Origin of the sequence: Glacieibacterium frigidum, assembly GCF_007097155.1 — a bacterium.
Lineage (GTDB): Bacteria > Pseudomonadota > Alphaproteobacteria > Sphingomonadales > Sphingomonadaceae > Glacieibacterium > Glacieibacterium frigidum.
Genome location: NZ_VJWA01000002.1, coordinates 1,333,629 through 1,346,281 on the forward strand (window position 1 = coordinate 1,333,629; position 12,653 = coordinate 1,346,281).

8 protein-coding genes are annotated in these 12,653 nt (G+C 64.7%); 6 read left to right on the forward strand and 2 right to left on the reverse strand.

Annotation, left to right across the window (positions count from 1 at the left end; all coding sequences use genetic code 11):
- Positions 1-143 precede the first annotated feature (143 nt).
- On the reverse strand, positions 144-1,217 hold the full coding sequence (locus tag FMM06_RS15985) for a tyrosine-type recombinase/integrase (RefSeq protein ID WP_185965224.1): 1,074 nt from the start codon (positions 1,215-1,217) through the stop codon (positions 144-146).
- Between the two features lie 567 nt (positions 1,218-1,784).
- Between FMM06_RS15985 and FMM06_RS15990 the strand changes: the two genes are divergently transcribed.
- From FMM06_RS15990 to FMM06_RS16015, 6 genes are all read left to right on the forward strand, one after another.
- A complete protein-coding gene (locus FMM06_RS15990) occupies positions 1,785-2,069 on the forward strand; it encodes a hypothetical protein (protein ID WP_144335311.1) in 285 nt (94 codons plus the stop codon).
- 1,033 nt (positions 2,070-3,102) lie between these two features.
- Entirely contained in the window at positions 3,103-5,307 is a 2,205-nt protein-coding gene (locus tag FMM06_RS15995) for a Mu transposase C-terminal domain-containing protein (protein WP_144335312.1), read from the forward strand.
- A 13-nt stretch (positions 5,308-5,320) separates the two neighbouring features.
- Positions 5,321-6,598: a TniB family NTP-binding protein gene (locus FMM06_RS16000; protein WP_185965225.1), complete on the forward strand. Its 1,278-nt coding sequence runs from the start codon at positions 5,321-5,323 to the stop codon at positions 6,596-6,598.
- A complete protein-coding gene (locus FMM06_RS16005; RefSeq protein ID WP_144335314.1) occupies positions 6,595-8,160 on the forward strand; it encodes a TniQ family protein in 1,566 nt (521 codons plus the stop codon). Before FMM06_RS16000 ends, FMM06_RS16005 begins: the two co-directional genes overlap by 4 nt.
- 339 nt (positions 8,161-8,499) lie before the next feature.
- Positions 8,500-10,281 (forward strand): hypothetical protein, encoded by a 1,782-nt coding sequence (locus tag FMM06_RS16010; RefSeq protein WP_235889349.1) that lies wholly within the window; start codon positions 8,500-8,502, stop codon positions 10,279-10,281.
- 115 nt (positions 10,282-10,396) lie between these two features.
- Positions 10,397-11,611 (forward strand): NAD(P)/FAD-dependent oxidoreductase, encoded by a 1,215-nt coding sequence (locus FMM06_RS16015; protein WP_407925203.1) that lies wholly within the window; start codon positions 10,397-10,399, stop codon positions 11,609-11,611.
- On the opposite strand, the gene FMM06_RS16020 is transcribed toward FMM06_RS16015, so the two are convergent.
- Entirely contained in the window at positions 11,595-12,635 is a 1,041-nt protein-coding gene (locus FMM06_RS16020) for a potassium channel family protein (RefSeq protein WP_235889350.1), read from the reverse strand. The genes FMM06_RS16015 and FMM06_RS16020 overlap by 17 nt on opposite strands.
- Positions 12,636-12,653: the final 18 nt, after the last annotated feature.

Consider the following 12,653-nt stretch of genomic DNA (forward strand, 5'->3'; position numbering starts at 1 on the left):
GCGGCCCGCCAGAAGACGAAGGGTCTTCCGCCTCTCATCACTGTAGGGCTCGATGGGGTATCGGGACAACGCCGCGACAGATATCTAGCGATTTTAGTTGGTGTTCTGGCTGAGCCCGGCACGACTCGCTTCATGGTGGAGATCTAGGTAGCCAAACGCATGGTTGCGGCCAGTTTTGAAGTTGCAGGCGCGAGGTGGCGTGCGTAGGCGAGTGGCTGTTTGGGGCTCGACCAGCGTAGTCCTTGCATGATTGCGCCGATATCGACTCCAGCGGCAAATAGGTCTTGATCGCAACCGACGCGCAGAGAATGCGAAGAGACACGGACTGCTGCTTTAGCAAGCTCGTCGTCCGATAGTTCGCCATCGTTTTTGAGTTGTTCGAGCAGGTGGGCAACGCGCTGCTGCAGGATCTTGGAAACCGCGCCGTCGGCGAGATGTCCGGTCGACGCGACCCGGTACGAGAGCGAGCGGAATACATAGCCAGCTTCGATGGCCGCTCGACCGAGCCACGCATCGACATGTTTGATCGAGCGGGCCGACAGCCAGGCCCGCGCCCCGTCGCCCGCCTGGTCGGTTTTCGAGCGCGGGATAAACAGCGACGCGTCACCGTTTGTTAGGCGCTCGATGTGTTCGACCTGAATGCGAACCAGTTCCGAACGCCGCAAGCCCGCGTCATAGGCCATCGAGATCAACGCACAGTCGCGTAGGCCTCGTGGATCATCAGGAATTGAGTCCAGCAAGCGCATGACCGAAAGTGGCTTCGGCACATCTGCGACAACATCGAGAGTGTCGCCTTTAAGACGAAGTCCGAAGGCCTGCTTGACGGTGCGCTTATCGATCCGCGCCAGTTCCTTCAGCTTCCAGCGGACGTTGTCGTCGACGCAGTTTGGAAACCCGGCCAGCGCGTGAAGCCGCACCAGCGAGGCGATCAGGCGATTGAGCGAGGCTTTTCGTTTGCCTGCGCGGGACTGCTCATCAACCAACAGATAGAGAGCGTGCGGGGTCAGCGGTAAGGTCGGACAGTTGCGGATGCGCTGATAGGCTTCGACGATCCGAAGATCGCTGCGGATCGCCCGAACGGTGTTAGGAGCGGCCGCCTGCATCCAGCCGACGATACGCCGATGCAGCTCGGGGTCGGGCAGCGAGGCCGGCGAAATCGCACGGAGGATCTCCTGTCGAGCTTCGCCGGCCGCGTCTGGCCCGGTCGCAACCGACATCGAACCATCCCGTTGTTCTGTCATGTCGTCACTCGCCCCAGATAATCGGAAATCTGACTATACTCGATAACGACCAGTAACAACGATAATAGCCCTTATCGTGCTTACCCAGCGAACTTGGGTTCTGGCGGTGAAGGCGCCAATTCGCGGAGCGGCTAGTTGGCGGTTCGGAAGGCACTCCTAGCGTTCCGAAAAACGGAGTATTCTCTCCAAGGTAAACGGTCCGCGAGCGTCGGGATGACTGTGAATACAAAGGGTTGCATACGTCTCTAACGCACCGTGAGTGTGGGACGTCAGCGCATGCTTTCACCGCCGACAACCGGGAAGGGAATGTTGAAATTGCGCGCTTGCGCCATCAAACGGCTTCTGCAAGGCTCGTTTTATCGCTGGTCAATCCCAGCGATGGGGCGTGGTAACCCCGAAGGCTGTCGGCCGGTCGCAATCTTGTTGTGGCCGGGTGGCCGTCGCGCATGTCCAGGGCTCGCCTAAAGGCGGCGGCGCTTGCGCGACAGCTCAGGTTACCAACACCCGGCTTCTGCCGGCGCCTCTCGACCCATGGAGAGGCTCATGATCAAGCTCGAAATGCCCGGTCAGATAACGCTTGATGCGTGGGATCGCGAACTCAGGGAAATCAGGCAATTCCTTGGCCCCTACGGTATTGAGCATATTGAAGATTTGTACATTGAATTGCGCGGCTTTGATGCCTTAGGTCGCGAGTATTTTATCGAGAGGTCGGTGAGGCTTATTCCGGTGCTCGATTTGCCTGGTGGCCCGCGCCGACGGCGGCGAAGAACGTCGACAAGCTATTTCGAGGTTCTCTCGCTGCCCCGATCCTCAAGCAATGACAGCTGACCTCACATATCGTCTCATACATTCGACCGATCATTTGTGCGAATGACGGGACCGTAAAGGCGCAGAGCGATTTTAGCGGTTACGGCTGCGGCGAAGCCGCCGAAGCGATCGCGGTAGTCTCGAAAGCGTTTAGGAATTAGCGGACTCTCGCGTGGGATCGCGACCAGGGCGAGGCGCGAGCCGTTCGGCCGAGGCGGGTGAGATGTCGCGGCACCCGACGGACCGGTTGCCCGGTGTCGGTGCGGTCATTCCATGGCGCATTGCGGCGCGGCCGAAATGCAAATTTGGGCGCTTTTGCACGGCAGTCTGCAACCCACCGTCTGGTCTTTTTCTCCCAACCTGCCCGCACCGCGAGCCCAGTTAGGCGCCGCGTGTTAGGGCTACAGCGGCAGACGGTTTCGCCAAGTCGAGCTACTCCATGGCACATGGCGGGACCAATCTGCCGACCAACGTTGCTCGATTTGGGATAAAGATTGGTAGATTCGGGACGCCTAACATAATTGAGTCTGGCCTAATTTGCCTATTCCCGCGAGTCCCGATCCTCGTCGCACAGTTAAAATACTTATCGTCAAAGTAGAAGATGCAAGTGTCTTTGACATCTGCAATGTGCTGTGCATATTGTAATTGAAGAGCGTATCGATTCGAACCTATTCGTAGAAGGATTATCGACATGGGATGCATCGGCCCTAGCTTATCATATGTTCCGCTGTGTCGGATTGGTCCGGAGTTGTGCGCGAGTGAGTTCAAATCAGATACGACGGGTAGTATGAATGGCTGGGATTACCACGGCGTCATTGGAATATTGGTAGCCGACTGGGACACGAGTTTCTTGGCGACGGGCTTCGGTTGAGCGTACCGAGTGCAGTGCGTCACTCGTCTGGGCCTTCGAAGAGCCGCTGGCCTCGTTGAAGGCGCTGATCTCGCGCGCCGCCGACCGCCTGGCCATGCTTAGCCTCATCGGTATGCGCCTGCTCGCCCCTGACCTGTTGCACGGGATCGGCCCCGAGACACTGGTAAGAGAAGGACCGCGACCATGACGCGATTTCTCCGACTCGCCACGGGCGACACGCTGATCGAGACGATGCAAGACGGTGCGCGTCGCAGGCACGTCGTCGTGCGGCGCCTGCGGTCCGCCTACGTGCTGCGGAGCAACGACGAGCGCGGCGAGCGAACGTGGACTGACGATGATCTTTGGGATCGCCACGTGCGCGGCGCCCTCGAGCACTTCGCTGCCGACCTCACGCAGCTCGATGCGAAGATCGTGAACGTGCTTGAGGCGGCCTTCGAGAGCTGGCCCAAGCAGTTGCAGTTTAGAGCACACTGCAAAGAGCAGTATTGCCTCTACGTCGACCAGCTGCACCGGCGCGGCGTCAGGCTGATGGCCGCCTACGAGCGCGCGGCGAAGACGATTTTCCGCCGCAACCGAGAGCGCTGGACGCTGCTTGCTAACAGGCAAGAGGGCGAGCGGGCTGCCGAGCGCCGTCTGCGGGCGCGCAAAGGCGTGTCAGTGATTGAGGAGCAGGAAAATGATAAGCTGGTGGTCACGCTCGACCAGCCGTCGCTTTATACCGTGCGGCTCTGGCACCAGCGCTGGGTTTCGGCCGGCCGCGTGATTGAGGTCTTGATTGATCGCTACCATGATCGAGGCGACTTCAAGCCGAAGAAGATGTCGAAGCTGGACGTACAGCAGGACGAGAGTCGCCCGCTGTGCGTCTACGGGGCGATGGGGTGGATCGCCAAGTCCGTGTATATGAAAATGCCCCGCGTGCCGGTCATGCACGCCTACCGTCAACTGAAGGCGCTCTGCACAGATCGAGGAATCGACTGCATTTCGCATACAACTTTTTATGCCTTCATTAGAAGGTATTATACTGACTACGAGGAGTACAAGGCACGCCACGGCTGGAAGGCCGCCTATTACCGCTTCAAGCTGTTCTCCCGGCGCGAAGCGCCCTCGACGCTCCTAGAAGAGGTCGAAGTTGACCACACTCTCCTCGACGTATTCGTCCGCGACCCGAACGGCCGAGTCGGCCGGCCCTGGCTTACACTCCTCTTGTGCCGCGCCACGCGGTGCGTTGTGGGGATCCATATCGGCTTTGACGTGCCCTCCTACGCCACCCTCCAGCGCGCCTTAATACATGCCATCAGTCCGAAGGACGTGAGCGCCCTCGGCCTGAAGCACGACTGGCCGTGCAGCGGCGTGATGGGCGCGGTGATAACCGATCGCGGCCTAGAGTTCCTGTGCGAGAGCTTCGTCGCTGCCGGCCGCCGCATCGGGTTCGCCATCGTCAACCTGCCCGGGCGCTGCCCGCACCTCAAGGGTGCCGTCGAGCGCTTTTTCGGCAGCATTAACGTGCGCGTACTCAGCTATATTGACGGGACCACGATCTCTCGGACGCCCCAGCACTACGATCCGGAGGCCAAGGCCAGGTTCTCGCTGGCCGATCTCACCCACCGCATCGTCGAGTGGGTCGTCGACCACTACCACCAAGAGGCGCACGAGGCGCTCGGCTGCGCGCCCGCCGCTCGCTGGGCGGAACTTGAGGCGACCCAGGGCATCCCGCCCGCCAACTTTCACCTGCTCGTCATCCTGCTGGGCGAGCGCGTGAATCGCAAGGTGATCAACACCGGCATCCACTGGGAGGGGCGGACCTATAAGTCCGATGAGCTGGAGAAGCTCCGCAAGCAGCGCGGCGGTCTCAATAAGGATTGGGAGATCCGCTGCGATCCGTACGATCGAGGCGAGGTCTGGGTTCTAGACGACACCATCAAGGTCGCCCGCTGGATCGTCGTGCCTGCAGTGCACCAGAGGACGGCACGTGGAATCACCCGCTTCCAAGCCCGCACACATCTCCGGGTGGGGCGCCAGCTGGTGCCGAAGGGTGAGCCCCTCACCGACGCGGTGATGGAGGAGGCAAAAAGTCTGGCGGATGCCGAGGCGGCGTCCGGTGTGGGGCGGCAGGTGCTGCGCTACTCCGCCGATGGCGCCCTCGCCACCCCCGTGGTCGGCGGCATGAGCATCCCGGTCATTCTGGGGTCGGCGCCCGCGCAGCGGGGCGAAGCCGGGTCGGTTGGCGGCAGCTCGGGGGCGCCGGGCGACGACCGGCCCACCCAGGTCCGAGAGGCTGCGGCCTCTGCCGGCGCCGCATCAGCCACCGACCTTGCGACCGCAAGCGACGAAGATGCTGAGGCGTCGGAGCGGTTGCAGACCCTGCTCGACGAACTCCTTCAGGTCTGAATGGAGAGGACCAATGCAGGAGCCCATCATCAGTCCGGCTGACGCCTCGCCCGCCGCCCCCCTTACCTTGGCCAGTCACGCCGGGTCGGTCCGCCTTGGCGCGGCCACCGCCGTCCCCGCAGCGGAGGCCGGTGGAGAAGATTTGGCCGAACCGCCAACTGCCACCGAGCGCGATGAGGCGTTCGGACGCCTGCAGGAGCGGATGACTAAGCTTGAATTGACCATCATCTCCCATCCCACCCACGATGCGGCGCTGGACGCACTCGAGGAGTGCCTCGCCCGGGCTAGGATGCGCAGCAACGGCCGGCGTCTGAAGGCGAAGGCGCGTCTGATCTACGGGCCTAGCGGTGCCGGCAAGACCACGCTGCTCGAGGCGTTCCTCGACCGACACCCCGATGTCGAGATGGAAGACGGCGACATCCGTCGGGTAGTCCCGGTCGAGATGCCCGAGCAGACGACCAAGCGCGCTCTTGTCGACGCGGTGCTCACAGCGATGGGCTACAAGGCGAACAACCAAGACACCGCCAACCAGATCATCGAGCAGATTGTCGACAAGGTGCAGCGGCTCGGCGTCGAGATGATCTTGATCGACGAGGGCCACCACGTTGTGGCCGGCTCGTCGCTGGAGGCGATCAGTGAGTTCCTGAAGAGCCTGCTGAACCGGGTCAAGTGCCAGATCGTCATCTTGGGGCTGCCCGAATTGCGCGAGCTGAACGACTACGCGCAGTTCGACCGTCGGCTGATGCCTGACGTGGTGCTACAACCCTACGACTGGACCAGCGTCGGGGGCCGACTCCAGTGGCTGGCGCTGCTGAGCAAGTTTGAAACTTTGCTCGACCTTCCCGAGAAGTCGCGCCTCGCTAGCGAGGACTCCGCCATGGCCATTTACGTTGCGACGGGCGGGGTGGTTGGGATCGTCTCCAAGTATCTCTCCCGCGCGCTCGAACTCGTTACGGCGCGCGGCCTCCAGCGCGTCGACAAAGCGCTTCTGGCCGAGATCTTTGCGGCGTGGCATCCCGTCGACTGCACGCCGACGAGGATCGACTTCACCGCCAAGCTGGTGGTTCCCCGAGGCGAGACCAACGAGACACTCCTGAAAAAGCTCTTGTCGGTGCCCATTGACCCCGAGACCAACCCCTTCGCCGCGTCCGCTGCAGCGTGCGAGGTGATCTGGGCTCGGCGACTCAGCGCAGGTGGTGACGTGGTCAAGGCGAAGCAGCGGACTATTGGCGGCGGTCGTCGTCGCGTCCTTGGGAAGGGCCCGCCACCGGTCAGGGCGTTCGGTCGGTGACCCGCCTGCCGCTGCGGCTCAGACCGGTGGTGGGCGAACCCGGGCATGGCGCCCTTTTGCGTCTCGCCGGCAGGAACGGCGAGTCGCGGGCGGGCTGGTTCGCCACTAGCCTGGGCCTCGATTATCGCGAGGTGCTGACGGGGCGCCACGTCGAAGCCATCGCCACCAGGGCTGGCCTTAACCCGGGCGAATTGGCGCGCTTCTCGCCAGACATAGACGCACCGACGCGGACGGTGCTCCTGAACGGCCAGGAAGTTGCACTCGGGGACTGGTCGGCGTCCTCGCGCCGGGCCTGCGTTGCATGCTGTGCTGCAGATGAGGAAGAAGCACGCGCCACCGGGCGCGCGCTTGATTGGGCTGTCGCGCATCGCGCCTTCCTAGACGTACGGTCGATCGAGCGCTGTCCCATCCACCGGCTACCCCTCCACAACTGCTGCCTAGGCTGTGGGACAGAGCTGCTCTGGTCCCGCGCGCCGTTGGGCGCGTGCCCGCATGGCTGCCGTCTCTCGAGCTTCAACGCCCGTGGCGATCTCGATGTGAGCCTTGAGCGATACCTTGCAGCCAGGATCGGCTTCGGCCCTACCATAGCGATGTTGCTGCTCGACGGCCTCCCGTACCGGCGCGTCGCGCAGCTTCTCGAGCGAGTGGGCCGGGTGGAATTGCTGGGGTGGACCCGGAGGCTTGCCCGGCAAACGCCGGAGGCGGACGCGGCCGCCCGCCGCCTGGGCTTTGAGATGGTCAGCGACTGGCCCGCCTCGCTCCTCCGCGCTCTCGACGGCATACTACTCGCCGCCTCGGAGCCGGTCGGCGTGGAGGAGGGCATCATCGCACGCTACGGCTGGGTCTACCCGGACTGGCTCGCGGTGGAGAACGACGAGGTCACCGCCTTGATCGCACCGATCGTGCGCGGGCACGCGGTCCTAAACGGGATCGTGGCCCGCGACGAGCCAATGCTCGGCCATCGTCCCCCGCCGACGATTAGCCTGACGGCGGCGGCCCGCCTTAGCGGCCTAAGCCGCGAGCGTACGCGCGCGCTTCTCGAAGGTGCGGGAGCCATCCCGGACGGCTCCAAGCGCGGCGTCGCCTTTGCGCTGGAACCGGCGGCAGTCGCTGCCGCGACGACTGCTCAGAAGACAATGGGCCTCACCAGGGAGTCTGCAGCCGTCCTGCTCGGAACCTCTCGCTCGCGCGTCGCCGACCTCCTCAGGGCTGGACTCTTGGACCGCGAGGGGAAGCATGTCGCCGCCACCTCGATCGAGACGCTGCTGCGTCTGCTTCATTCGAAAAGCAGGTCCCAGCCGGCACCCCCTTCCGCCGTGCCCCTGCCTCGCGCGTGCCGAGGCTGGGGCGTCCCGCTGGCGGAGGCGTGCGAGGCGATCGTCGTGGGGCGTCTCGCGGTGTGGGCTTCGCCGGCCAGCGGGGGCCTGTCGATGCTGCTCGTTCGGCCGGAGGACCTTGGCGCCCGTCGCCGCCAGCTGAGTCTGGCTGTCGCCGCTCGTCGCATTGGCATTCATACCGAATGCATGGGTCAGCTAGTGCGGGCCGGCGCGGTCGCGATCTGACGATGGCGGCGTGGATGCGGCTAGCCTGGAACGGTTCGCACATCTCCATGTCCCCGCCTCCGCAGTCGCCGTCGCCAGCGGCCGTGACGTCCGGCGATTAATAGTCGATCTTCGCAAGATCGGCGTGCTGCCGCGCTTTGGACCGCCTGACTTCCGCCAAGCCATTTACCTGCGCGTTGCACTCCCCGGCCAGCGGGCATGACTGCCGTGCCCCAAGACTGGCGAGGCGCGCTCGACCTCTCGGGAGTGCCCCGCCTACCGCTCCGAGTCACCCCGGGGGTCCATGAGATCGCCATCTCCTTGCTGAACCGACAGGCTGCACGCAGCGGGTTCTCCGGCATGGCGGAATTGCTCTCCCGCACTCCCAAGCTGCCTCGCAAGGGCCGCTACACGATGGGGGAGCTTGTCGAGATTGCTGCCAGGGTTAACGGGTGCGAAGAGGCCGCGCTTGCCCGCTCCAGCATCGCCCGGATCGGTGCTTCGTTCGAGCTTAACGGCGTGACCGTCCAGTCGGGACGGTTCGCTGTACAGGGCCGCGTGTGCGTCGGCTGCCTGCGGCAGGATGCGGCAGCTGCGGCCGCCCGGTCGCGCGCTTGGGCACCCTACTTACGCGACTGGTGGCAGGTGGCCCAGCTCGGCTCCTGCCCTAAGCATCGCCTTGGTCTGCTCGGCGTTTGCCCCGGTTGCTCCTCGCCGCTGGACCTGCGGCGGCCGCTCGCCGGCCGGTGCAGGTGCGGGGAGGACCTGCTTGCAGCCGTGTGCACGAGCCTGCCACCTGAGCAGGTCGAGGCGGACGCCTATCTGCTGGGGCGGCTTGGCAAGTGGCATGGGCGCGCTGTCCCGCTGGCCGACGGCCTATCGTTCGGTTCTGCGGCGGGGCTAGCGCTCAACATCGGCGGCTCGCTTGATCCGAACCTCGGGTTTAACCGGACGTGGCGACCGGGAGTCGACCGGTCGCGCTACGGCTCGATTGGCTTGCAGATCTTGGAAGAGGGCTGGGACGCGTTCGATCGGGCGCTGGGCGAGATCTGGTCGATCGCCACGGCGGTTCGTGTCCGTAGGAGGTTGGTCGGCACCTACGGCCGGTTGCAACACTGGCTCAACTTTGAAAAGGCATCGGATCTCGAGCCATTCCGCACGCGGCTGCTCCAACACGCGGCGCGGCACGCTGCGGTCTCCGGGAGCACTCGGATCTTTGGCGTTCCGCTCGAGAGGGCTGAGCGGATGACGATGGATGCTGCGAGGGTAGTGGTCGGCAAGCACCCCGGACCCATTTACTCTGTGCTGAAGGCGCTCGGCATGGCGGATCAGGCCACCGGGACCAACCGGTCAGATCTGATCCTGGTTTCTGCTGTCGAGCGTGTAAAAAAAGAGTTCGAGGAACTGGTCGATTCGGCCGAGGCGGAAGCTATGCTGGGCAGCACCAGGCAACAACTGCGCCGGTTCACCGCTGCCGAAATGATCCGCCAGTTCTGTAAGGGGCTCGGCCCCACTTCGACGGCCTACTATCGGCGGGTTAGCGTCGACCGGCTTGCGTCTGCACTCATGGACGGTCTGTTGATGGTCGATAACATCCCGGTCGGCATGATCCGCCTGGAGACTGCAAACAATCTCCTCAAGCTGGAGAGAGATGCTGTCTTCAAAGCAGCGTTCGAGGGCCGTCTTCGGCTCGGGGCCCTGCTGGTCGGAACGGACGGACGGCGTTCGGTCCGGAACGTGCTGGTCAAGCGCGAGGATCTCCGGACCCTCGTGGAGGGGACCGGCCAGCGGCGCTACAGCTATGCCGAGGCGGGTTCCGTCCTCGGCATATCGCGCCTGACTGTAGGGAAACTAGTGACGTTGGTTGCTCCCTCTAGGAAACCCGGCCGCCTTTTGCACGAAGAGATCCGGGCGATGCGAGAGCGGTTCGTTACAAGAAGTGAGATCGTCGCCGCATGGCCGCATCGCCTTCGGGGCGTCGGTGTCACCAAAGCGCTGGCCAACCGGGGCGTTCATCCGGTGTTCGACAACCTCTTAATTAATCGGGTCTTCTATCGCGCCGATATCGTGGCGGCACTTGGATCGATGCCAGCAAAGCCGTTTCGGGACCCCCTAGGGACCGCTGAACAACGAAGTTGCTAAGTCGATTAGGGACCGAACAGCGAACTTGTAGAATGAACAGCTAAGTGCCTTAGCCGACGCTTCAAAAATAGGAGTTTTCCGTATGCCCCACTTGAACGAACTCCTTAAAGTCAGAGTGGAGTACGACGTCGTCATCGTCGGCGCAGGCCATGCCGGCGCGCAGGCGGCGATCGCGCTGCGCCAGGCGAAGTTCGCAGGCACCATCGCGCTCGTCGGCGACGAGCCCGAGCTGCCGTACGAGCGCCCGCCGCTGTCGAAGGATTATCTGGCGGGCGACAAGGCGTTCGAGCGCATCCTGATCCGCCCCGCCGATTTCTGGACGGGCCGCGATATCGCGATGCTGACGGGGCGCAAGGTCGTCGCGGTCGATCCGGATGCGCGGCGGGTCACGACCGCCGACGGCGCTTCGATCGGCTACGGGGACCTGATCTGGGCCACCGGCGGCGCGCCGCGGCGGCTGTCGTGTCTGGGGCATGATTTGTCGGGCGTGCACAGCGTGCGGACGCGCGCCGACGTCGATCGGATGATCGGCGAACTGCCCGACACGGCCCGCGTCGCGGTGGTCGGCGGCGGCTATATCGGGCTCGAAGCGGCCGCCGTGCTGAGCAAGCTCGGCAAGCAGGTCGTCGTGCTCGAGGCGCAGGACCGCGTGCTGGCGCGCGTCGCGGGCGCGCCGTTGTCGCGCTTCTACGAGGCCGAGCACCGCGCGCACGGCGTCGAGGTGCGCCTCGGCGTGCAGGTCGACAGCATCGTCGGCGAGACCCGCCCGACCGGCGTCCGCCTCCACGACGGCGAGATCGTGCCGTGCGACATGGTCGTCGTCGGCATCGGCATCGTCCCCGCCGTCGCGCCTCTGCGCGCCGCCGGTGCCGAGGGCGAGAACGGCGTCGACGTCGACGAATATTGCCGGACCAGCCTGCCCCACATCTATGCGATCGGCGACTGCGCGGCGCACCGGAACGCCTTCGCCGAGCATGCGCGCATCCGGCTGGAGAGCGTGCAGAACGCCAACGACCAGGCGGGCGTCGCGGCGCGCGCTATCACGGGGGCGCCCGAACCCTATCACGCCGTGCCGTGGTTCTGGTCGAACCAGTACGATCTGCGGCTGCAGACCGTCGGCCTGTCGACGGGGCACGACGGGGTAGTGGTGCGCGGCGACCCCACAGCGCGGAGCTTCAGCCTCGTTTACCTGCGCGAGGGGCGGGTGATCGCGCTCGACTGCGTCAACGCCACGCGCGACTATGCGCAGGGCCGCGCGCTCGTCGTCGCGGGCGCGCGCCTCGACGCGGCGGCGATCGTAGGGGCGGTGGCGCTCAAGGAACTGCTCTGACCCCCTCGCGCGGCACGACCTCGATGATCGTGTCACCCGCCTCCAGCTGCTTCGCCTCGGGCTCCCAGAAGCAGAACATGCGCCCCCCGCGGTAAATGCGGTGGCCGAGCCCGGTGCGGATCTCCGCCAACGGCTTGCCGACCTCGTCCGCGGTGACCAGCCGCTCGTTCAGACCGACGCGGCCGTCGTCCGCCGCGAGATCGGCCATGTACTCGGCGATATGTGCGCCATGGGTCGAGCCCGCCAGCAACAGCCCGGCGAAGCTGGCGGGATTGATGACCGTGTTGGCGCCGGCCTGATAGGCGATCGCCTCGTTGTCCCCCGACCGAATGACGACGCTGATCGGCACATTTGGTGCGAGCCGCCGCGCAGTCAGGACGATCAGGATCGACGTGTCGTCGCGGCCCGCGGCGACGATCAGCGCGCGCGCCCGGTCGATCCGCGCCGCCTCCAGCGCGGCGTTGCGCGTCGCATTGCCCGCCATCACCGTCGTGCCGCACGCTTCGGCGGCCTGCAGCGCCGCCGGGCTGTCGTCGATGACGACGATGGTCTCGGGCTTGGCGCCGCGGCTGACGAGTTCGGTAACCGCCTCGGCCCCGCTGGTGCCGTAGCCTGCGACGACGACATGCCCGTCCAGATTCCGCTGAATGACGTTCATGCGCCACTGCTCCCCGACACGCTTGAATAGGAAATCATAGGCCGACCCCAGGAAGATCAGCCAGACGAAGATGCGGATCGGCGTCACGACCAGCGCATCGAACAGCCGCGCCTCGGTGGTCACCGGCACGATGTCGCCGTAGCCGACCGTGGTGATCGTGATCATCGTGAAATACAGCACGTCGGGGAAGGTGATCGGCGCGCCCGAACTCTGGCGCAGCCCGTCGCGGTCGAACCAGTGCACCGCCAGCGCGACGCCGATCAGCCCGACCGCGAGCAGCATCCGCCAGGTCAGCGACACCCATGGCGAGGTGCTGCTCTTGCGGCGCAGCTGGTAGCGCCTGAACTGTCCCTCGCGCTCCCGCATCGTGTCTCAATAGCGCGA

Coding starts and splice junctions, on each gene's coding strand:
- FMM06_RS15985 (WP_185965224.1), bottom strand. CDS start 1,217: ATGTCGGTTGCGACCGGGCCAGACGCGGCCGGCGAAGCTCGACAGGAG.
- FMM06_RS15990 (WP_144335311.1), top strand. CDS start 1,785: ATGATCAAGCTCGAAATGCCCGGTCAGATAACGCTTGATGCGTGGGAT.
- FMM06_RS15995 (WP_144335312.1), top strand. CDS start 3,103: ATGACGCGATTTCTCCGACTCGCCACGGGCGACACGCTGATCGAGACG.
- FMM06_RS16000 (WP_185965225.1), top strand. CDS start 5,321: ATGCAGGAGCCCATCATCAGTCCGGCTGACGCCTCGCCCGCCGCCCCC.
- FMM06_RS16010 (WP_235889349.1), top strand. CDS start 8,500: ATGGCGGAATTGCTCTCCCGCACTCCCAAGCTGCCTCGCAAGGGCCGC.
- FMM06_RS16020 (WP_235889350.1), bottom strand. CDS start 12,635: ATGCGGGAGCGCGAGGGACAGTTCAGGCGCTACCAGCTGCGCCGCAAG.